Origin of the sequence: Brevibacillus sp. AF8 (assembly GCF_021270385.1) — a bacterium.
GTDB lineage: Bacteria > Bacillota > Bacilli > Brevibacillales > Brevibacillaceae > Brevibacillus.
In genome coordinates, this window is the sequence record NZ_JAGQDN010000018.1 from 16,524 (window position 1) to 38,639 (window position 22,116).

General features: G+C 49.4%; 16 protein-coding genes and 1 riboswitch. Of the genes, 4 read left to right on the plus strand and 12 right to left on the minus strand.

Annotated features, from left to right (window positions below):
• The first annotated feature begins 132 nt into the window (after positions 1 to 132).
• Positions 133 to 810 (plus strand): response regulator transcription factor, encoded by a 678-nt coding sequence (locus tag KB186_RS20695; protein WP_173610329.1) that lies wholly within the window; start codon positions 133 to 135, stop codon positions 808 to 810.
• Positions 800 to 2,356 carry a sensor histidine kinase gene (locus KB186_RS20700; RefSeq protein WP_232774277.1) on the plus strand — a complete coding sequence of 519 codons (1,557 nt, stop codon included), beginning with the start codon at positions 800 to 802 and terminating at the stop codon, positions 2,354 to 2,356. Before KB186_RS20695 ends, KB186_RS20700 begins: the two co-directional genes overlap by 11 nt.
• A gap of 46 nt (positions 2,357 to 2,402) precedes the next feature.
• Here KB186_RS20700 and KB186_RS20705 read toward each other — a convergent pair whose 3' ends face one another.
• Positions 2,403 to 3,299, minus strand: coding sequence for a LysR family transcriptional regulator (locus KB186_RS20705; protein ID WP_087351171.1), 897 nt, complete (start codon positions 3,297 to 3,299; stop codon positions 2,403 to 2,405).
• 128 nt (positions 3,300 to 3,427) lie between these two features.
• Here KB186_RS20705 and KB186_RS20710 point away from each other — a divergent pair, with 128 nt between their 5' ends.
• Together KB186_RS20710 and KB186_RS20715 are read left to right on the plus strand one after the other, a co-directional pair.
• Positions 3,428 to 4,495: a YeiH family protein gene (locus KB186_RS20710; protein ID WP_232774278.1), complete on the plus strand. Its 1,068-nt coding sequence runs from the start codon at positions 3,428 to 3,430 to the stop codon at positions 4,493 to 4,495.
• 136 nt (positions 4,496 to 4,631) lie between these two features.
• A complete protein-coding gene (locus KB186_RS20715) occupies positions 4,632 to 6,308 on the plus strand; it encodes a sulfatase family protein (RefSeq protein ID WP_232774279.1) in 1,677 nt (558 codons plus the stop codon).
• Positions 6,309 to 6,373: 65 nt separating this feature from the next.
• Here the strand turns inward: KB186_RS20715 and KB186_RS20720 are convergent, their stop codons facing one another.
• The 11 genes from KB186_RS20720 to KB186_RS20770 form a co-directional block, all read right to left on the minus strand.
• Positions 6,374 to 6,631: an HPr family phosphocarrier protein gene (locus KB186_RS20720; protein WP_015893797.1), complete on the minus strand. Its 258-nt coding sequence runs from the start codon at positions 6,629 to 6,631 to the stop codon at positions 6,374 to 6,376.
• Positions 6,632 to 6,649: 18 nt separating this feature from the next.
• Positions 6,650 to 8,371 carry a phosphoenolpyruvate--protein phosphotransferase gene (gene ptsP / locus KB186_RS20725; protein WP_173610325.1) on the minus strand — a complete coding sequence of 574 codons (1,722 nt, stop codon included), beginning with the start codon at positions 8,369 to 8,371 and terminating at the stop codon, positions 6,650 to 6,652.
• A gap of 17 nt (positions 8,372 to 8,388) precedes the next feature.
• Positions 8,389 to 9,549, minus strand: coding sequence for a mannitol-1-phosphate 5-dehydrogenase (locus KB186_RS20730; protein WP_173610324.1), 1,161 nt, complete (start codon positions 9,547 to 9,549; stop codon positions 8,389 to 8,391).
• Positions 9,550 to 9,555: 6 nt separating this feature from the next.
• Positions 9,556 to 9,990 (minus strand): PTS mannitol transporter subunit IIA, encoded by a 435-nt coding sequence (locus KB186_RS20735; RefSeq protein ID WP_232774280.1) that lies wholly within the window; start codon positions 9,988 to 9,990, stop codon positions 9,556 to 9,558.
• Entirely contained in the window at positions 9,987 to 12,092 is a 2,106-nt protein-coding gene (locus KB186_RS20740) for a BglG family transcription antiterminator (protein WP_232774281.1), read from the minus strand. The genes KB186_RS20735 and KB186_RS20740 overlap by 4 nt, the downstream gene beginning before the upstream one ends.
• 63 nt (positions 12,093 to 12,155) lie before the next feature.
• On the minus strand, positions 12,156 to 13,586 hold the full coding sequence (locus KB186_RS20745) for a PTS mannitol transporter subunit IIBC (RefSeq protein WP_232774282.1): 1,431 nt from the start codon (positions 13,584 to 13,586) through the stop codon (positions 12,156 to 12,158).
• Between the two features lie 362 nt (positions 13,587 to 13,948).
• Complete coding sequence (cshA, locus tag KB186_RS20750) at positions 13,949 to 15,466, minus strand: degradosome RNA helicase CshA (protein WP_173610320.1); 1,518 nt, start codon at positions 15,464 to 15,466, stop codon at positions 13,949 to 13,951.
• A gap of 251 nt (positions 15,467 to 15,717) precedes the next feature.
• Complete coding sequence (locus KB186_RS20755; protein ID WP_173610319.1) at positions 15,718 to 16,575, minus strand: transporter substrate-binding domain-containing protein; 858 nt, start codon at positions 16,573 to 16,575, stop codon at positions 15,718 to 15,720.
• Positions 16,576 to 16,691: 116 nt separating this feature from the next.
• Positions 16,692 to 18,665 (minus strand): methyl-accepting chemotaxis protein, encoded by a 1,974-nt coding sequence (locus tag KB186_RS20760; protein WP_173610318.1) that lies wholly within the window; start codon positions 18,663 to 18,665, stop codon positions 16,692 to 16,694.
• A gap of 72 nt (positions 18,666 to 18,737) precedes the next feature.
• A riboswitch (cyclic di-GMP riboswitch) is annotated at positions 18,738 to 18,838 on the minus strand.
• 135 nt (positions 18,839 to 18,973) lie between these two features.
• Complete coding sequence (locus tag KB186_RS20765; RefSeq protein WP_173610317.1) at positions 18,974 to 20,602, minus strand: formate--tetrahydrofolate ligase; 1,629 nt, start codon at positions 20,600 to 20,602, stop codon at positions 18,974 to 18,976.
• Between the two features lie 147 nt (positions 20,603 to 20,749).
• Positions 20,750 to 22,114: an FAD-binding oxidoreductase gene (locus KB186_RS20770; protein ID WP_173610316.1), complete on the minus strand. Its 1,365-nt coding sequence runs from the start codon at positions 22,112 to 22,114 to the stop codon at positions 20,750 to 20,752.
• Positions 22,115 to 22,116 lie beyond the last annotated feature (2 nt).

Here is a 22,116-nt window from a genome sequence, read left to right on the forward strand (position 1 = left end):
TCTAGCAGGAAACTGCCAGAGGTTTAGTCATGCCGTTCGCCATTCAACGGACACATGATGTCAGTCAAAATGATTTCTATCATTGCTATGATAAGTACAAATTGACTTGAGATAGATAGGAGGTGTTTCTTCGTGAAACGAATTCTACTCATCGAGGATGAAATGCCGATTGCCCGACTTGTCCAGGTCTACCTGGAACGGGCGGGCTATGAGGTAAAATGGAATGTGGGTGATCACGAGGCAATTCCGACTTTTCTCTCCTGGAAACCAGATCTTGTCCTGCTTGACCTGATGCTGCCCGATCATGACGGCTTGAATATACTCGATCAGATTCGCCAATACGGCAGCTGCCCTGTCATTATCATCACGGCGCGCGGTACCGTGCCAGACAAGCTCAAAGGTCTGGCACAAGGGGCAGATGATTACATCGCCAAGCCATTTGATCCAGAAGAAGTGCTCGCCCGTGTACAAGCTGTGCTCCGCCGTTCCTCTTATATCGCCGAAGCAGATACGATCAGACTCGGGACACTTTCCATAGATGTTACGGCCCAAAATGCCTTAATCGGGAAAGCACCCCTTTCCTTAATGCCAAGGGATTGGCAACTACTTGTTTTCCTGGCGCGACATCCGAACCAATGCTTCAGCCGAGATCAGTTGCTGGATCAGGTGTGGGGAATGGATTTTGAAGGGGGCGATCGCTCTGTGGATACCGCAGTGAAGCGCTTGCGCAAAAGCTTACTGCCGTGGCCGACTTCTGAAGGGGAAATCAGCACAATCAGAGGAATGGGGTATAGCCTGCGTGTTTACTAATCGATCTACTTCTACCCGAACTGCTGTACCGCTCTTGCGTTACTGGACGTGGCGCTATGCCCTGATTTTATCGGTCATTCTTTTTGGCATTGGGTTTTTTGGCATCTATTGGATTAACAAAGCAACTACAGAACAACAGTTTCAAGTATTGGAAGCAAGAACAGAGTTGCTCGCTGATTCGTATACCAAGGTGTTGCTTGCCAAGGACACCTCGACTTCTTCTGTAAAGATAGAGGATTTGGCACAAACAACCGTTGGTATCTCCAATCAGGCTGTCACTGCTGTGACTGGCCCTGGGTCTCCGGCTATTCCTGGCACCGCAACACCTGCAGCCAATACTGCCACGATCGCATTTCGAGTCATGCCGACTGTCCCAATCGATCACGTGGTACAGATTTACGATGATGCGGGCAAGACGTTCAAGAAGGATATGCTGAATCAGACGACGACCGCTACCATTGCGCAGTTGCCGACTCCTGCCCAGCCTGTGGACAAAACAAAGGAAATACGGGAGGTCGTTGCCACAAAGGGTGCTACCTGGCTGCGTGTAGGTGTCCCTTACTATGAACACAATGCAGTCGCAGGCACTTATTACGTCAGTACCCCGCTTAACAATGATTTGGTCCACACCTATATCACGATCATGGTTTCCATCGGGATCATCACCTTGTGCGGTTGGGCCATCGTCTATGTGCTGTCTCGCTCGTTAACACAACCCCTGCGGCAGTTGGCAATAGCGGCAGAGCAAATATCCAGCGGGAATTATACGCCTCCCTTGCCCAATTCTTCCAAAATCAAAGAAGCGGAAATCAGTCAGCTGGTTCATTCTTTTGACGAAATGGCGAAACGGCTTGGACAACTGGAGCGGATGCGCACCGACCTTTTGGCTGGTGTCTCCCATGAACTGCGTACCCCTGTCACCTCGATCCGCGGGATGATTCAAGCGGTCAAAGACGGCGTTGTAAAAGGTACAGATGCCGATGAATTCATGCAAATCAGCATGGACGAAGCCAAGCGACTCCAGACAATGGTCAATGACCTGCTCGATTTTTCGTCGATGGAAGCAGGCGAAGTATTCGTCGAGAAGCAATCCATTCAGATCAACAGCACATTGGATCAGATAGTCGCACAGGTGCAAGCCTTACCGTCATTTGCAGACGTAACTGTGACAGTAAACCCGACTGGATCAGAAATCGTTTGGGTCGGCGATGAATCACATGTTAAACAAATTTTGCTCAATTTATTGGGAAACAGCGCAGCCGCAAATGCAACGCAAATCGAGATCAGCGTCCATAATCAAAGGGATTTTCTCTCCATCGACGTGACTGACAATGGAAAAGGGATTTCTGAGTCAGAGGTTCCATTCATTTTCGAACGGTACTATCGCGGCGACAGCAAACGTAAAAAGAAACATGGATTGGGACTGGGCCTGACGATTTCGCGACTATTGGCAAAAGCACACGGGGGAAATGTCGAATTGATTCGGACTTCTCCAGAAGGAACAACCTTTCGTCTGACACTGGCCCATCCAGATACATCCGCATGAAAATGAACAGAGGAAGCAGCACCGATGAATCGTGCCGCTTCCTCTTTTACGTATGGGCCCCCTCCGGCACATGCGTGCGGATAAGATCCATGAAGATGTCCAATGCTTTGGTATGAAACTCGTCGGATTTCGTGACAAGCGAAAAATCACGGGTAACAGGTGTCCCCGTCACCTTCAATGTACAGAGCGTGCCGAGCTTGCGTTCTTTACGGATGGCCCAATAAGACAGCAGGCTGATTCCCAAGCCAGCCTCCACTGACTCCTTGATCACCTGCGTACTGCCGAACTCCATTCGCTTGTGCGGTGTGAATTGCAGTTGGCGAAACATTTTTTCAGCCGCTTCCCTCGTGCCCGACCCTTCTTCCCGTACTATCCACGTCTCCTTCATCAGTTCGTCAATGCTGACCTCAGACTGCCCCGCCAATCGATGCTCCGGAGAAGCAATCAAATACATACGATCATCAGCAAACGGCTCCACGCACATTTTTTCGTCCACATACTCCCCCTCCACAATCCCGACATCGAGTTGTCGCTTCGCTACCAGCTCAGCAATGACTGTGGAATTGTGGATCGTAATCGTAGGGGTAATCATTGGGTAATACTGACGAAGACGCGCAATGACGTGAGGCAGTACATACTCTCCATATGTGTAGCTGGCGCCAATCGTCAAATGCCCGCTCGGTGTGTTCATCAAATCATCCACGAGACTCTGCATCCGCGTGTACAAGCCCAGGATCTCCCGAGCGTGATGATAGACAATCTCCCCCGCTTTATTTAAGCGAACATATTTGTTGCTTCGCTCCAGGAGCTTTGTCCCTATCGTGCGCTCGAGCGCATGAATATACTGACTAACGGCAGGCTGCGTCATGTGGAGCTCTTCTGCAGCTCGGGAAAAGTTCTGTCTGTCTGCAACGGTCACGAACACTAGCAAATGCTGATCCAACTGCCTTCACTCTCCTTTCCACCACTAACCATTCATTTCACTTATGATCACTATCGCAATGATTTATTTTTCTTATTATAACAGTTGCCGTATGCTGAGTTTGTAAAACTTTTCGAGGAGTGATGGCAATGGCAACTCCCATCAAAAGCAGCGTGCCATTGAATGAAAGCAATGCCAGCGTACAGCCCGCAAAAAACAACGAAAGCAAACCTGCATCCTTCTCGCTGTGGATAGCTGGAATCGCTTTTACTTTTTTTATCGCCCTGACAGGCTACGTCTTAGCAAAAATACCTGGGTTTCAACAGGTTGGCCCCCTCGCCTGTTCGATCCTGATCGCGGTCGCTTACCGGCATTTTCGTGGATATCCGGAAGCATTGCGATCAGGGATTCAATTTTCCGCCAAGCGTTTACTGCGTCTGGCTATTATTTTGTACGGGCTCAAGCTCAATATCGATATCGTCTTGAATCAAGGCCTCGGGCTTCTCGTCTATGACGCTGGTGTCATTATTTTTGCTATCGCGGTTACGATGCTGATAGCCAAGTGGTTGAAAGCAGACTCTTCCCTCTCCCTCATGCTCGGAGTCGGTACAGGCGTCTGTGGAGCAGCGGCTATTGCAGCCGTCTCCCCTATCGTTGCTGCCAAGGATGAAGATACCGCCATTGGGGTAGGAATGATTGCCCTCGTCGGAACCTTATTTGCTATTGCCTACACGATCCTGCGTCCATTCCTCCCCCTGTCCGCGGTCGAATACGGCATGTGGTCTGGAATTAGTCTGCACGAGATTGCTCATGTCGCATTGGCTGCTGCACCAGCGGGTCAAGATGGGCTAGCGATTGCCCTGCTGGCAAAATTGGGGCGTGTGCTCCTGTTGGTTCCGCTCTGTTTTATCCTGATGATTTGGATGAAACGCTCCGGGAAATTACAAAGTGGCACCAAGATTGAATTCCCATGGTTCCTGATCGGCTTCCTCGCTATGAGTGTTTTTGGAAGCTACGTTCTCGGCACATCCATTCCTGTCACAGAAGCATTCCATAACGGAGTCGCCAATGTTACAACCTTCGTTCTCACCATGGCGATGGTCGGGCTTGGCCTCAATGTCAATCTGCGTGCACTGCGGACAAAAGCGGCCCGTCCACTGATTGCCATGAGTATTACCTCGATTCTTTTGTCGGTGCTCTCCTTTGCATTGGTATAAAAAACTGTGGATAACCAAACACCCGAATTCGAATTCGCCGATTTCTTGATGATCGGCGAGTTTTTTTGTGGATAAGGACAAAGTTTATCCCCATATGTTGATAAAGATGTGTACATCTTTGCCGAGGGGGATCTATATGTCGAGAAAATGGTTGAGGAGACGACCGAATATCTTATTCATCATTGTGGATCAGGAACGATTTCCCCCTGTTTATGAAGAGCCTGCAATACGTGAATGGAAGGAGGATACACTCCACGCTCATACTTTTTTGCGAGAGCATGGGTTGGAATTCAAGCGTCATTACGTTGGCTCCACTGCCTGTTGCCCTAGCAGAGCTACCTTGTTCACCGGTCAGTACCCCTCTTTGCACGGCGTCAGCCAGACCAGCGGCGCAGCTAAACGATCTGCTGACAGCGACATGTTCTGGCTGGATCGCAACACTGTTCCGACGATGGGAAATTATTTTCGTCAAGCGGGCTATCGGTGTTTCTATAAAGGCAAGTGGCATATTTCCGATGCCGACATCTGGGTACCGGGTACCCATTTTCCTATCCCCAGCTATACCCTTGGAACAGGGGTCCCCGATCCCGATAAGGAAAGCTTATACTTGCTTGCTGATCGGCTGGACGGCTACGGCTTCTCCAGTTGGATAGGGCCTGAACCGCATGGAATAGCGCCGCATAACTCCGGTTCGTCCGCAGCCATCGGAGTAAATGGTCGTGATGTGGTGTACAGCAGCGAAGTCATCGAGCTGCTCCATGCCCTGGATCAGGAGAAAAGCTCCGTTGAAAGCTACCATCCTTGGCTGATCGTGGCGTCTTTCGTCAATCCACATGATATCGCCATCTATGGGGATATCTCAGCGAGCTCACCGTTTTTTCGCTTCCATGTGGATAAGTCAGTTCCCACAGTTGCCCCGCCCCCTACTCAGTATGAATCACTTGCGACAAAACCGCGCTGCCAAGCGAGTTATCGGGAGGTATATCCACAGGCGTTCCAGCCCATTTCGGACCAAGCCCATTATCGAAGACTGTACTATCAGCTCCAAAAAAACGCCGATCGGGAAGTGATGCGTGTTCTTGAAGCACTCGTCGCCAGCTCGTTTTATCCCGAGACACTGGTCGTGTTCACATCCGACCACGGCGAATTATTGGGGGCTCACGGCAAACTGTATCAAAAATGGTACTGTGCCTACGAAGAAGCGATTCATGTTCCCCTCATTATCCACAACCCGCTTCTTTTTCCATGCGCGACCTCCACAGAGCTGTTAACCAGTCATGTGGATATTCTTCCGACTCTACTCGGGATGGCCGGAGCAGACACAGACAGACTTGGTGAGGAGCTGACCTATACACATAGCGAGGTGCGCCCTCTTGTCGGTCGTGATCTTACTCCCATCATCTTGTCCCACGATATGGACTCTATCTCCAGCGAGCCGATCTACTTCATGACGGACGATGATGTGACAAAAGGACAGCATCAAGTAAACGTGCAACACCAACCCTATGACTCTGTCATTCCTCCAAATCAGATAGAAACGGTCATCACCTGCATGAATTCTGCCGGGCACAGCGCTTTATGGAAATACTCCCGCTACTTTACCGGGGATGTATTCAACCCCACGATGACTGAATACGAATTGTATAATCTCACGGCCGACCCTTTGGAAACACGGAATTTGGTAATCCCCCTCTACAAAACCACACACTCAGAGCGCGTCCGCCTGAAAATGGAGCTGCTTTTAGAAGAACAACGAGCCCAAAAGCGACTGACACCCTTCTCGCCCCCTTTCGCACAACTACTGTCTACGTGAACTTTCCCGGAACACAGAAAAAACCCCTCAAATCGAGGGGCTTTTCGTCTTTCCTTTTCTCATCCCTATTCCTGTTCGGTCAATGCTTTTTCCAATGCTGCCATCGCTTCTTGTTCATCGACACCATCGGTGATCAGGGTAATTTCTTCCCCTTTTCCAATCGCTGCTGCCATAATGCCCATGATGCTCTTGCCATTTACATTTTTCTCATTTTTGATGATTTTAATTTCGCTGGAAAAAGACGTGGCTACCTTCACAAAGTTCGCCGCAGGACGTGCATGCAGGCCGTGCGCCAATTGAACCACTATTTTTTTCTCTACCATTCTGATCTGCCTCCTTCCTTATACTCTCTCAAGCCATTCCTTCACGAACGCCTCTACTTGCGCAGAAGTGCTCATCTGTAAAATCGTATCCATCTGTTTCGCTGCGTCCTCTACGCTCAAACGACTCAGCTGTTGGCGCGCAGGCAAAATGCTCCCTGCACTCATACTAAATTCATCCAGACCCATTCCCAACAGAATCGGGATCGCGATTGGATCGCCCGCCATCTCCCCGCACATACCGACCCATTTGTTCTGCGCATGCCCTGCTTTAATGACATTGTGCAGCAAGCGCAAAACAGCAGGGTGATATGGCTGGTAGAGATAAGCGACCTTCTCGTTCATACGGTCGGCTGCCATTGTGTATTGAATTAAATCATTGGTTCCAATGCTGAAAAAGTCAACCTCACGTGCAAATTGATCGGCCATCAGTGCCGCAGCAGGGATCTCAATCATGATACCCACTTCGTACTGATCGGATACTACAATTCCGCGATCGACCAAGGATTTTTTCTCTTCCTCCAAAATCGCTTTCGCCTGGCGAAACTCCTCCAGTGTCGCAATCATCGGAAACATGATTTTCAGATTGCCGTGTACACTTGCGCGCAAAAGAGCACGCAGTTGCGTACGAAACAGTTCTTGGTTGTCGAGACACAGCCGGATGGCGCGATGCCCAAGAAACGGGTTCATTTCTTCCGGTAAAGCCAAGTAAGAGAGATGCTTGTCCCCGCCAATGTCCAATGTGCGAATAACTACCGGGCGGTCGCCCATATGCTCCAGCACATGCTTGTACGCGAGGTATTGCTCCTCTTCCGTCGGGAAATCATTGCGTCCCATGTACAGAAACTCCGTGCGGAACAGCCCGACACCTTCCGCTCCATTGGCGATCGCCCCAACGACATCTTCGGGGCTTCCGATATTGGCGGCAAGCTCGACATGATGATTGTCCACCGTGACCGTTTTATTGTTCACAAGCTTCGCCAGTTCGGCTTTTTGCGCTTCGTAATCAGCCTGCTTGCGTTTGTAGACAGCGATCTCTTCTTCACTCGGGTCGATAATCGCGATTCCTTCATGCCCGTCGAGAATGATGAGCGTCGCGGGCTGAACCGCACGAGTAATCCCTTGTGTTCCGACAACAGCAGGGATCTCCAGAGAACGTGCCATAATCGCAGAATGCGAGGTTCGTCCACCAATGTCCGTAACAAAGCCTTTGACATAGCGACGGTCTAATTGGGCTGTATCGGAAGGCGTCAAATCATCTGCTACAATAATCACTTCTTCTGTCAGCTCACCAAGTCCTGCAAACGGTACCCCCAGCAAGTAAGAAAGGACACGTTTGGTCACGTCTCGAATATCTGCCGCTCTCTCCCGCATATATTCGTTGTCCATTTGCTCGAAAAGTCCAATGAATGCTTGTGCGACATCATTCAAGGCGCTTTCGGCGTTTGTCTTTTCGTTTGAGATTTTATCTTTGACGGTATCGACCAGTTCCGGGTCTTCCAAGACGAACAGGTGAGCTTTGAAAATATCTGCATGATCCGTCCCCATCTCCTGCTCCACGCGCAGAACGATGCCCTCCAAATCATTTTTCGCTCGAGCCAACGCCTCTTGAAAGCGGTGGATTTCACTCGCCGGATCTTCAATCGCTACGGTATTGATCTGTAAATCGGGCGTTGTCAGTAAAAACGCCTTGCCAAAGGCTATACCTGCTGAAGCTTTTACACCTGTGATCTTTTGGGACATCGTAACATCAGCCTTTCTCAATGGCTACCTGACCATTCCTTCAATCTGCGTGCCTGTTCGCGCACGATCTCCTCAAGCGGATGACCTGCCGGAATGCCGGTACAATTGTGTAATGTATTTTCCCATCCAAACTCTTTCAGGCTTACTTGTATCCGTGCGGACTCTGCGTCCTCGGGATAGTCGAATGCCAGTGCCGCTGCAATTGCCAGACTCAAATACTCTGGATTCATTCCTTTTTCCATGCATTGCAGCGCCGGGCCGACCAAACGATCATGCTGCGACAGCTTGCGGATCGGCGAACGCGCCACCCTGACAATATCGTCAGACAGCAGTGGATTGGTGTATCTACCGAGGATTTTTTCCACGTACTGCCCATGAACCTGCGGGTCAAATCCGTACTTGGCAGCAAGCAGTGCACCTGTCTCCTGAAGAGCCCCGCGTGTCGCCTGAACAATCCGGTCGTCTCGCATCGCTTCATCAATCGTTTTCATCCCCAACTGATACCCCAGGTATGCAATGACCGCATGACCTGTGTTGACGGTAAACAGCTTTCTTTCGATGTATGGCGCCAGATCCTCCACATAGGTAACGCCCTCAATGGACGGGACTTCTCCAACCATCTGGGACGAATCTACCACCCATTCGAAAAACGGTTCAACCATAACCAGGAGCTTGTCATCATGCTGCTGCAAAGGAACAATCCGATCTACGGCTGCATTGGGGAATCCGATCCATTGTGCTGCCCCGGCTTGAACCGATTCCGTCAGATGCTCATACACATGCTCCTTCAGCTTCTCGCTGCCACCAATCATGTTTTCACATGCAATCACATTGAGTGGCTTGGCATGAACAGAAAGTCTCCGGGTAATGCCGGCTGCGATGGCCCCTGCAATGTGCGGAAGAATGTTCGGACCAACTGCCGTCGTAACCAAATCGGCAGTGGCGATCGCTTCAGCTACCGCCGCTACATCCTGACCATTTATCGCTCGAACTCCTTCCACGACCGACTCTGGTTTTCCTGTTGTTGCTAGTTGCACACGATACATTTTTCGCTCATTCAGCTCATCGACCAAAGCCGCATTGACATCCACAAACACAATTTCATAGCCAGCCTTTTGCAACAGTTGTCCGATAAAGCCTCGCCCAATATTTCCCGCTCCAAAATGTACAGCTAGCATAGCGGATTACACCTCCTCGGAGAACATCGTGATAATCTCTTCCGCCGAAGCCGCGTTTACAATCCGCTTGACGTTTTCCTCCTCGGAGCAAAGAATGGCGATGTTCGAGAGCACCTCCAGATGCTCATCTCCAACAGCAGCAATGCCCACCAGCAAATAAGCTGTATTGCCTTCTCCAAAATCGACGCCCTCGGGAACCTGAATGATGGAGATCCCGGTGGATTGAATCTCTGCCTTGGATTCGTTCGTTCCATGCGGGATGGCTACGCCGCTTCCGATGTATGTTGTCGCCAACCGCTCGCGCTCTTGCATTTTCTCTACATACGCCTCCGTTACGTGGCCTGCACGCACAAGCAATTGTCCTGCCAGTCTGATCGCTTCTTCTTTATTGGCTACCTTTGCATTCAACATGATTTTTTCTGCTGTCAGTATGTTTTTCATTTCGTTCTCTCCAATCCTATCTTTTTGAGGCAAAACGCATACATTTTGCCCGCTATATAATCAGCAATTTGCTGTGTTTCTCCTGTTTTCAAAACCGCTTGCATTTCTTCTTCAATCAAAAGGGAGCTGATCTCGCTGAGTACTTCCAGCCCTTCCTTCGGTACTTCTTTCGGCCCCAAAAGTAGCAGAAGCATGTCAATGGAGATGACTTCTTCATCCATCGAACGAAGAAGCAGAGGCTCTTGTAATTGGTGAAACGTAAAAGACGCCTTGTTCACCGCTTCATTTCTTCCGTGAAAAAGGGCCAGGGAGGTTCCCGGAATCCCCAAACCGCCGAGCTTTTCCCGCTCGATCAACTGCTTGATGACCGGTTCGACCTCTTCAATCGTTCCACGCTCTTTCAGCCCCTTGCTGATTTGGCTCAAGAGCTGGGAGATGTCCTGATCACGGTTATCCCATCTCATTCCCCATAGCCCATCGTATAGCTCATTGGCATACGCTGCGTAGTATTGCATGGCCCTTAGTTGTTCGATGGATTGCTGTCCTGCGGGAACCAGCTGACTTTTCTCCTGATGGGATTGTTTCTGACTCGTCGTATGCAATTGATATTTAATTTTTTGGATGTCGTCTGGCGGAAGCAACGGGCTGACCACGACATATTCCGCTGGATCGAGCGGCAATGGAAGGGTGGAAATAATCAAGTCATAATCCGTTGCCGGAACCTCTTCCAGATCAAACATGGACAGATTTTTCAAGCTGACGATCTCCGGTATTTCTTTTTTGATGCGCGTAGCCAAAATCTTGGAGGAGCCGATCCCGCTGGAGCATACTACCAATGCCCGGTACCACTGCTGCTCCTGGCGCGTTCTCTCCAATGCCGCACCAAGATGCATCACCAGGTACCCGATCTCTTCATCTGGAACCTGCAGCTCTGGTAAAACTGTATGAACCGCTTCACTTGTTACGGTAAACAGCTCTGGATAGTTTTGCTTGATCTGCTCGAGAATCGGATTGCGAATCTCCATCTTCCGCTGCAATCGGTATAAGGCTGGCTCCAAATGCGTCAACAGACCATGGAACAGCGAGGCGTCATTGCCAAGCGGAATGTTCAGGCGTTCTTCGCAGGCTTGAATGAAGCGTTTCGTAATGACCATGAGCTCCGTATTTTCCGTCCATACCTGGTCATCCGGAGAATGCCGCAGCTTGGCACCCCGCAAGTGCATCGTAATATAGCCGATCTCATCCGCTGGGATTTCCATTTGGAAGATTTGCTTCAGGCGCTCCATGATGTTGCTGGCTATTTCGTACTCGGGTGTTCCAAGCAATTCACTGAGGGTTTTCTCGTCAAAATGAATGCCTTCCCCTTTTTCAATCCGTTCCATGGCCAATGCCAGATGTGTGACTAATCCGAGATAAGCGCTGTCTGCCAAAGGATAGGGAAGCTCCTCGTCCAGATGGCTCAGTGCATTCTCGACCTTGATCAGCTTTTCCCGGTCAATCAAACCAAGCAGCCTTTCCGATATCGAGTCGATGTCTCGGAGTGCCTTGTTTTGAATATTTTCTTTGATAATCCCAATTAGCTCGTGATCGTCCAGATGCTCGGCAATCAGTCTGCTTATAGCCCGCCGCTTGGAAGACTCTGTACCTTGCAGCTCTACGCCGTACCCTCTTTTTCGCAAGAGTGACAGATCGTAACGAGCAAGCACGGTCTCTAAATCATCCAAATCATGACTGATGGTCGCTGTCGTCACTTTCAAATCGATCGCTAGCGAAATCAGCTTGACTGGCTCCGATGCCTCCAGGAGCGCGCACAGGATGATGGCCTTACGTTCCTGCGCGGTGTATTCCTTCGTCATGTGATGCAGGACAGACATTCTGAGTGCAAGCTTTTGGTCGTCGGTCCCCACCACTTCAAGCCCTGATCCAGTTTTTCTGACTAACTCCAATTCAAATTCATCGAACAAGGAATCCAGCGCATCCAATTCCCTGTGAACGGTACGTCCGCTTACACCGATCTGTTCGGCAATCGAACCAACGGTAACTCCTTTTTGTTCCTTCAATAAAATCTCGATAATGGATCGCTGTCGAGAGGATACAAGCATGTCTTCGTTCCCTCCTTAACGCCAAAGAGGGAAGACGCTAGCTCTCACTAGCGTTGATTCCCTTTACCCCAGGCGTTTGACCAACTTGTCATACTCGGGACTATTCAAGAAATTGTCAATGGAGATATGCTCCGCAGAAGGCGCTTTGACTTGCGCTCTCTCTGTTAAAGACTTGTGTGTAATGACGATATCAGCGTCACTTGGAATGTCGTTGATCGCTGTATTGATGACCGTAATCTCGGTCAGGCCCGCATCCTTGAACTTTTTGCGCAAGGACGCCGCGCCCATCGCACTGGAGCCCATACCCGCATCGCAAGAGAAGACAACTTTTTTCACGTCAGCAGCAGCTACCTCATGCTTCACTGGAGCTTCAACCGCTTCTTGTTCCTGTGCTTTTTTGCCTTTCATCTCTTGCATTTTTTCTGTCGCTTTTTCCAGTTCATCTTCGTCTGTCTTCGCGCTCATTTTCAAGAGAGCAGACGCGATGAGGAAGGACACGACAGTCGCAGCCAACACACCAGCCAGTACCGGTAGCAGCCCACCACGCGGTGCCATTGCAATCAAGGAGAAAATACTACCCGGAGATGGTGGCGCCACCAGTCCTGCGCCAAGCAGCGTGAAGGTAAACACACCAGCCATCCCGCCGCCAATGGCCGCCAGAATCAAACGCGGATTCATCAGCACATACGGGAAGTAAATTTCGTGGATACCCCCAAAGAAGTGAATGATGACAGCACCCGGAGCCGATTGCTTTGCACTGCCTCTGCCAGCAAGCCAGTATGCCAACAAAATTCCCAAACCTGGCCCCGGATTGGATTCAAGCAGGAAGAAAACCGATTGACCCAGCTTCGCGGCTTCATCCAAACCGATCGGGCTCAAAATACCGTGGTTAATCGCATTATTCAGGAACAGGATCTTCGCTGGCTCGATGAAAATGCTGGCAAGCGGCAGCAATCCTGCGCCTACAATGACTTCCACACCCGCTGCAAGCGCCTTGCTCAAGCCCACAACGACAGGCCCAATTGCCTGGAATGCCAAAAGTGTCAGTAACCCGCCAACAATACCAGCGGAAAAGTTGTTTACTAGCATTTCAAAGCCGGAACGAATTTTTCCTTCGAACAACTGGTCCACTTTTTTCATGACCCAGCCGCCCAAAGGACCCATGATCATAGCTCCCAGGAACATCGGGATGTCTGCACCTACGACAACCCCCATCGTAGCGACGGCACCTACGACCCCGCCTCGAACATCATGAACCATTTTCCCGCCGGTATAACCGATCAGCAGTGGCAGTAAATACGTAATCATCGGTCCAACCAGTTTGGCCAAATTTTCGTTAGGCAACCAACCTGTCGGGATAAATAAAGCGGTAATCAATCCCCAAGCGATGAAAGCACCGATATTTGGCATAACCATCGCACTCAAAAATCGTCCAAACTTTTGTACCGAGACTCGGATTCCACCCGAAGAGTTTTTGGTTTCCACGCTCTCCATACTGCACCCTCCTTTACCCCTATTTATGAGATGTTGACATGATTAAAAAGGTAATGTGTACACCTCAAATATAAAGCGTTTTCATAAGGGCTAACAACAAAATCAAAGCGCGAATTTGTCTGACTCATTGTTGCCAAAACTTAATTGCCCACAGGAAAAAGACCTCTGCCCTGCTGCAGAAGCCTTTTCCTTACACCTGCATGTACCCATATCCGCCTCCCAATCCCTGCGCGAAAATTCGTGCCAAAACACCCCTAGTTTGTCACGGATTCTCCTAACTATTCGCGGGCAGTCAACACGAAAAAAGACCGATGCGCACATGTATGTGCACACCAGTCTTTGCTTGCAATACCGTTCGATTCCTAGCTGCGTGGTGGACGAGATTCGCCACGTGGACGGGAGTCACCGCTGCGTGGACGGGAGTCGCCACTGCGTGGACGAGATTCGCCGCCGCGAGGACGATATTCGCCGTTGCGTGGGCGAGATGGACGCTTTCCACCAAAACCGGAACCCGAACCGAAGCCACCTTTTCCTTTTGGAGGCAGCTTTTTCTTCCCTACGCGAAGAGGAGCTTCTTCTGTCAGGCGAACAGGTGTTGTATCCGGCTCTTTGGTCAACAGCTTGAGTGCTGCAGATACCAGCGTTACAGAATCAACATCCTCCAGCAATTGTTCTGCCAATGTTTTGTAAGCAGACAGATCATCTCTTCCAGACGCTTCCAAGATTTTGTCTACTGTCATTTTTTGTTGACCTTCCAGAGCTTCTGCCATCGAAGGAACAGCACGACGCTCCATGCGACGCTTGGTTGTACGCTCAATCAGACGCAAATGGTCGATTTCACGGGAAGTAACAAATGTGATCGCGAGACCCGTTTTACCAGCACGTCCCGTTCTACCGATACGGTGAACGTAGCTTTCGGAGTCTTGTGGAATGTCAAAGTTGAAGACGTGTGTAACACCGCTGATATCCAGACCGCGGGCTGCTACGTCGGTCGCCACCAATACCTCGATTGTACCTTCCTTGAACTTGCGCAGTACGCTGTCGCGTTTTGCTTGGTTCAGGTCTCCGTGGATACCTTCTGCTCCATAACCGCGCTTGGTCAGAGCTTCGGACAGCTCATCTACTCTGCGCTTGGTTCTACCGAATACGATAGCCAGCTCAGGCGAATGAATATCCAGCAAACGGCACAGAACATCGAACTTTTGTCTTTCTGCCATTTCCATATATTGCTGTTCGATGTTTGGTACGGTTACTTCTTTTGCTTTCACTTGAATGATGGTTGGTTCGTTCATGAACTGCTGGGCGATTTCCTGAATCGCTCTCGGCATCGTTGCGGAGAACAGCAGGGTTTGTCGACTTTCTGGAACCTCTTTCAAGATTTCCTTAATGTCGTCGATGAAACCCATGTTCAGCATTTCATCCGCTTCGTCCAAAACAACTACCTCGATGGCATCCAGACGAATCGTTCTTCTTCTCATGTGGTCCATGAAACGACCAGGTGTTGCTACGATGATTTGCGGGCGTTTTTTCAACGCCTTGATTTGACGCGTGATGTCTTGACCACCGTAGATTGGCAGGGCAGAGATGTTTTTAAATTGGGCAATTTTATTAATCTCTTCTGCAACCTGAACAGCCAGCTCACGAGTTGGGGTCAATACAACCCCTTGAATATTTCCGCTTGTTTCATCCATGCGTTCAATCAGCGGAATACCAAATGCAGCCGTTTTACCTGTACCAGTTTGTGCTTGACCAATCAGGTCACGACCTTGCAGTGCTACAGGAACCGTTTGATCCTGAATAGCTGTAGCCTCTTCGAAGCCCATGTTGCTCAACGCTCTAACAATGGAGTGGTGTAAGCCAAAATCATTAAAAGTCGCCAATGAATGTCAGTCTCCTTTATCAATACCTTCATCTATAAAATTCTCAAAAAAAAGGGCACTATTCCTTACGATCCGGAACATGCCCTTTTATCCCGATTGTACGTAGCGCCCTAAAGAACATAGCTGTAATCGTACCATGCAATGACTGAAAAAGCAAACAGCTTATAGACCCAAATTGTTTGATTTTTTGGTAATGAATCTTGTAAAAATAACAAAGCAGCCCAGAATCAGGCTGCTCGTCTGTTATCGAATTATTTTACCCATTTGTTGTAAAGCTCATCAAACTTCCCTTGCAGTTTCATTTCGTCCATCCAAAGATCCAAGTAGTTAGCGAAGATTGTGTCTCCGCGGTGAATCATGTACGCTTTTTCACTCTTGGTGAATGGGTTGTCAGTCAGAGCGGCATACAGGCGGGAGTCTGCTTTGGAATATACAAGCGCTTCCAGCGTATCTGTGATCATCACATCGTACTTACCGCTTGCTACCAGACCAGGAATGTCGAGGTTGTTTTGTTCAACAGTCACAGTTGCTTTTGTCAGGTGCTCACGAACGAATTTTTCGTTGGTGCCTCCTGGATTCACACCAATGCGCACCTCTGGTTTATTGATGTCTGCTACACTCTTGTACTTGTCCTTGTCTTCTGCACGGATGAGCGGAGCTTTACCGAACATAATATAAGGATCGCTCATGTGTGCTTTTTTCTGGCGGTCTGTGTTGCGGGTAACGCCTCCGACAGCAATATCGAATTTATTTGCCAACAGATCGTCCATCAGTGTCGGCCAGGATGTTTGAACAAAACGCGCCTCTACTCCCAGGCTTTTTGCGAATTCTTTCATCGCATCGATATCGTAACCTTCGAATTGGTTTGTTTTCGGATTCAAATATGTAAACGGTTTGTAGTCACCTGGAGTACCTACGAGGATATAGCCTCTCGCAATGATTTCGTCCAAACGAGACTCAAACTTTTTCGCTTGCGGTTTTTTAGCAGCTTCAGCAGCTACGGTTTGGACAGGCTTAACCGCTGTTGCGGCAAAAGCACCTGTTCCTGATGTCATGAGCATAGTTGCAGCGAGTGTGCTCGCCAAGATTGTTTTTGTGAATTTTTTCATCTGGGTTCTCCTCCTGTTAAACGGTAATGAATTTAGTTAGTAGAAACAAACTCCATCATCCCCTAATGGCATCCCCCCTTTCAAAGAAGAGGACTTACAACCTGTAGAGCTGCTTCTTATACAGTAAACCTGCCGATTCCTTGTTGTAATTCTTCTGCCACTGCATTCAAATGCTCGACAGACTGGCCAATTTCCTGGATGGCTTGAAGCTGCTCTTCGGTTGCCTTTGCCACTGTTTGCGCGTCGAGTGAAGCATGTTTTGCAATGTTATGCATTTCATCTACAGAAGCACTCACCTGTTGGGAGCCTGCTGACATTTGTTCAGATGCGGCGGATACTTCCAAAATGTGCGCAGCAACGTTCCGGGAAGATTCCAAAATATGCCCAAAGATTTCGCGAACCTCTTCGACCAATTGGATACCTTGCTGTGCGTTTTGGTTGCCCGCTGTCATGACCTCTACTGCGTGACGAGTATCCTGTTGGATTTCCCCGATCAGCATCGCGATTTTGGATGCGGATTCCTCGGATTGGTTCGCCAGTTTTTTTACTTCACCGGCAACTACAGCAAATCCACGTCCATGCTCGCCTGCACGTGCCGCCTCAATCGAAGCGTTCAAGGCAAGCAAATTAATTTGTGAGGTCAATTGACTGATCGTATCAAGAATGCCTTCGATTTCTTTGGAGCGATTGTTGAGCTGTTCAATGGCTACTGTCGCCTTCGATGTTCCCTCGCCAATGCTTCCCATCTGGAGAACTGCCTGCTCTACCACAGCAGTTCCTTGTTCTGCCTGCTCTGTTGCTATCTGGGCAGCCTCAGAAACATGTGCAGACGTCTCCGCGATTTTCACTATGCCTGCTGCCATGTCAGTCATCGACAATGCGACTTCCTGCGAGCTGGCTGCCTGCGCCTCTGCTCCCTCAGAAATCTGTGCGATAGACAAGCCGATTTGGTTGATGTTTTCTGTCGCCTGCTTAATACCTTCAGATACTTCCTGACTAAAACGCTGTACTTGATCAGACGACAGTGATACGTCTTCAATCAAATTTTTCAAGTGCGATACCGTCTGGTTAAAGTCACGGGACAGAACCGCAATCTCGTCTTTTCCGTCAACCGTTACGGTCTCTTTCAAGTTGCCCTGCGCCACTACATTTACGGCGTGATTCAGACGCTCAATTGGTTTCACCATGCGTACAGCCAAGAAATAAACGAGGACAACCCCAATTGCCAATACGATGAGGGAAATAACCATCAATCGAACTGACAGTTGATCGACAGGGGCATGCAGCTCTGCTACAGGTGCAGTGATGTATATACCCCAGTTCAAATTGGTAGGAGCATACGAAGCAAATCGCTCTGTATTCTCGTAATTATATTGGGCAATTCCATGCTTCCCTTGCTTGATGTCTTCAAAGCCAGTCTGAAGTTCAAGAATACCCATATTGAGAATCGATTCCTTCAGAATGAACTCGCTGTTCGGATGATAAATAAATGTTCCTGTTTTGCTTACTAAAAAGGCGTAGCCTGATTGACCAAATTTCTCTTCGGACACCTTTTTTTGGATCTCATTGATAGGAATCGTAGAACCGATATAACCGTATTGACGATTGTCCTTCATCAATGGAACGACAAGGGTCACGATGTTATTCCCTGTGCGCTTCGAAACAACTGGCTCTGAGACAACAACCTTTCCTTCCCCTTTGCTGGCTTCCTTAATGTGCGGACGATCCGAGATATCAGTCACTTCACCCTTGAAATTGATCACATTCTTTCCGCTTAAATCATGCGAAAAGAAGAACGTCTCAAACTCGGGGTTTTTCTTTTGGGCCTCTTGAATGAGTTTCAGGTCATACTCGGCATTTTGATCAGCCGACATCAACCCTCCCACTGCTCTTACAATTTCAATTTTTTCTTTAAAGAAACCATCGATACGAATCGAGAGATTGTTAGCTGACAACTCAGCTTCTTTGTCCAGACTGTCTGCCAAAAGATTGGAAGCACTCCAATAGCTTGCACCGCAAACCGTACCCAAACTTATCAACAACAGCAGGCACAAAACGATAATTAGCTTATTCTTCAAACTATTTTTCATACCGAATCCCTTCTCCCTTCTCTTTTTTCAACAAAAAAAAGACTGCCCACCGACAGCCCATCATGACTACGGTATGGCAACCCGGCTGTCCTAGCTGCGAAAGTCACTTGACTCTCGACCTTAGACCCGTGGCTTTGCGTCCCTGCCTTTCAGCAAGTTTGCCTTTGTCATTCCTTGTTGTTTTTCAATTAAGTTCACATTTTTCAATCTCACCTTTCTTTTCCCATAACTTTCCGATAATAAACCTCAAAAATACAAAAAAAGCTGACAACCTTTTACAGTTGTCAGCTTTTTGTCAAACTTTTTGACTAGCTTAATCCGATCACTTGGCCATCCTCGTCTACATATAACGATTCAGCAGCCGGCTTTTTCGGGAGGCCTGGCATGGTAACCAAGCTACCGGTCAGTGCCACAATAAAACCAGCTCCTGCTGATATGCGCACTTCACTCACTTGGATCGTGAAGTCAACAGGTGCTCCCAACAGATCAGCGCGGTCCGTAAAGGAGTAAGGTGTTTTCGCCATGCACACAGGCAGATGGGACATGCCCATTTCTTCTACCTTTTGGATCGTTTTTAATGCCAGCGGCGAAAAGACAACCCCTGATCCACCGTATACTTCTTTTACGACTGTCTCAATCTTGTCTTTTATGCTGAGGTTATCTTCATACAAGAATCGGAAGGATGAAGGCCGCTCTGCTGCACGAGTCACTTTTTCAGCAAGCTCGACACCACCTGCTCCGCCTTCTGCCCATACTTTGGACAGCGCCGCTTCGGCTCCGGCCGCTTGGCACAGCGCAATGACTGCATCCACCTCTGCCTGGGTATCTGTCGCAAAATGATTGATCGCCACCACTGCTGGCACACCGAACTTTTGCAGGTTTTCCAGATGGCGCTTGACGTTTTCGAAGCCTTTCTCCAGAGCAGACAAGTTCTCCTCTGCCAGATCAGGTACTTTTACCCCGCCGTTGTATTTCAACGAGCGAACTGTAATGACCACGACAGCAGCCGATGGAGTCAGACCTGCTTTTCTGCACTTGATGTCAAAAAACTTTTCGGCCCCCAGGTCGGCACCAAAGCCAGCCTCTGTTACGACGTAATCTGCCAGCTTCAAAGCCATCTTGGTTCCGATCACGCTGCTGCACCCATGCGCGATATTGGCAAAAGGTCCTCCGTGAATGATGACCGGAGTTCCTTCGATTGTCTGTACGAGATTGGGCTTGATGGCTTCCTTCAAGAGAACACACATCGCATCGACCGCGTTGATTTCCTCTGCCCGTACAGGCTGATCATCGAAATCGTAGCCAATAATGATCTGGTTCAATCGCTCGCGCAAGTCCGCCAGATTCTCACTCAGGCATAAGATCGCCATGATTTCCGAAGCGGTTGTAATCATGAAGCCATCTTCACGCGTCATCCCGTTGCCGTCACCCAGACCAACCACGATGTTACGCAGTGCACGGTCGTTCATGTCCATGGCTCGTTTCCAGACGATTTTCTTTGGATTGAGCCCACGCGGATTGCCGTGGAAAATATGATTGTCGATCATCGCTGCCAACAAGTTATGTGCAGCTGTAATCGCATGAATGTCCCCTGTAAAATGCAGGTTAATTTCGTCAGCCGGGAGAATTTGTGCTTGGCCGCTTCCGGTTGCGCCTCCTTTGATCCCCATGCAAGGACCCAAGGACGGCTCGCGAAGCGCTGCCATTGTTTTCTTCCCGAGATAATTTAATGCTTGTGACAAACCAATCGTCGTGAGTGTCTTACCTGCTCCCGCCGGGTTAGGGTTCATCGCTGTAACAAGAATCAGTTTGCCATCAGGGCGATCCTTCACTTGCTCCCATAGCTCATCTGATAATTTGGCTTTATATTTTCCGTATAGCTCCAAATACTGTTCTTCGATACCTGCAATCTTGGCAATTTCAACAATAGACTTCATTTTTGCCTCCCTGCCACACCAGAATGTAATGCACCAGTTACCAATCTTCTACATTCTGCATAATCATCCTTTCTCCTCTCCTCTTCGACACATTACGCAAAAGAAAAAGCCCACATTCCGACAAACGTTCAGAATGCAGGCCCTCTGTTATTTCCCGAAAATTTTCCCCGGATTCAAAATACCGTTTGGGTCCAGCACTTGCTTCATGGCTTGCATGACGTCGAGTGCTTCTCCGTGTTCCTTGCGCTGGTATTTGATTTTCCCCACACCCACACCATGTTCGCCTGTGCAGGTTCCTCCCCGACTCAATGCGTACTCCACCAGATGGGCATTTACTTCCTCGGCACGCGCCACTTCTTCGGGGTCATTCAGGTCGATCATCAGGATAGCGTGATAGTTCCCATCCCCGACATGCCCTGCAATCGCTCCATCCAGCCCAGCGCGATCAATGGCTTGCCGGGCGTCCACAACAGCTCCTGCCAGCTCGGAAATCGGCAAGCAAACATCTGTTACCATCAGCTTTTTCCCGGGGGATTTGTGCAGGAAGGCATACGCCAGGTTATGACGAGCGTCCCAGAGCTGCGTCCGCGCCTTCGAATCTGTTTCAAAAAGAAACTGCGTGCAGCCATGTCCATCGGCGATGCTCTTCGCAAAGTCGATATCATACGCGAGCCCTTGTTCACTGCCATGGAACTCGATAAACAGCGTCGGTGCTTCCGGGTAGCTCGTTTCCTTGTACAGATTCACTTGTTGGATGGAACGTTCATCAACCAACTCGATTCGCGCCACTTGAATACCCGCACCGAGAATATCTACGACGGTATCGACAGCATCCTGAACAGAAGGGAAGCTGGCACGCGCTGCCGTTGTCGCCTCAGGGATGCCGTAAACACGCAAGGTCAGCTCTGTGAATACACCAAGCGTTCCCTCCGACCCGACAAACAGCCCCGTAAGATGGTAGCCTGAGGAGGATTTGGCTGTCATGCTCCCTGTACGGATGATACGTCCGTCCGCCGTCACCACTTCCAGATCGCGCACCTGATCACGCATCACACCATAGCGAACAGAGGTTGTTCCACTGGCGTTTGTGGCAGCCATCCCACCCAAAGTCGCGTCTGCGCCAGGATCGACGGAGAAAAACAATCCGTGCTTTTTCAATTCTTTATTGAGCTGAGTGCGCGTGACACCGGGCTGGACTCTCACGAGAAAATCCTTCGGTCGCACCTCCCGCACTTGGTTCATCAAGGAAAAATCCATGCTGATTCCGCCCGCATATGGAATCGCGTGGCCTTCCAGACTGCTCCCCATGCCAAACGGCGTTACCGCAATGCGCTTTTCATTGGCCAGCTTCATGATTTGACTGACTTCCTCGGCCGTCTGCGGAAACACGACTACATCCGGAAGATGCGGGGTATGATACGATTCATCATGGCTGTGGTGCTCCAGTACAGTGGGGTTGGTCGATACTCGTTCTTCCCCCAGTAATCCCACTAACGCTTGCTTGTAATCCACGT

Excerpts from the sequence above, each read along its gene's own strand:
- KB186_RS20715 (WP_232774279.1), top strand. The coding sequence starts at position 4,632 with ATGTCGAGAAAATGGTTGAGGAGACGACCGAATATCTTATTCATCATT.
- KB186_RS20740 (WP_232774281.1), bottom strand. The coding sequence starts at position 12,092 with ATGCTTGTATCCTCTCGACAGCGATCCATTATCGAGATTTTATTGAAG.
- KB186_RS20755 (WP_173610319.1), bottom strand. The coding sequence starts at position 16,575 with ATGAAAAAATTCACAAAAACAATCTTGGCGAGCACACTCGCTGCAACT.
- ptsP (WP_173610325.1), bottom strand. The coding sequence starts at position 8,371 with ATGTCCCAAAAGATCACAGGTGTAAAAGCTTCAGCAGGTATAGCCTTT.
- KB186_RS20765 (WP_173610317.1), bottom strand. The coding sequence starts at position 20,602 with ATGAAGTCTATTGTTGAAATTGCCAAGATTGCAGGTATCGAAGAACAG.
- KB186_RS20710 (WP_232774278.1), top strand. The coding sequence starts at position 3,428 with ATGGCAACTCCCATCAAAAGCAGCGTGCCATTGAATGAAAGCAATGCC.
- KB186_RS20730 (WP_173610324.1), bottom strand. The coding sequence starts at position 9,549 with ATGCTAGCTGTACATTTTGGAGCGGGAAATATTGGGCGAGGCTTTATC.
- KB186_RS20760 (WP_173610318.1), bottom strand. The coding sequence starts at position 18,665 with ATGAAAAATAGTTTGAAGAATAAGCTAATTATCGTTTTGTGCCTGCTG.
- KB186_RS20745 (WP_232774282.1), bottom strand. The coding sequence starts at position 13,586 with ATGGAGAGCGTGGAAACCAAAAACTCTTCGGGTGGAATCCGAGTCTCG.
- KB186_RS20720 (WP_015893797.1), bottom strand. The coding sequence starts at position 6,631 with ATGGTAGAGAAAAAAATAGTGGTTCAATTGGCGCACGGCCTGCATGCA.
- KB186_RS20735 (WP_232774280.1), bottom strand. The coding sequence starts at position 9,990 with ATGAAAAACATACTGACAGCAGAAAAAATCATGTTGAATGCAAAGGTA.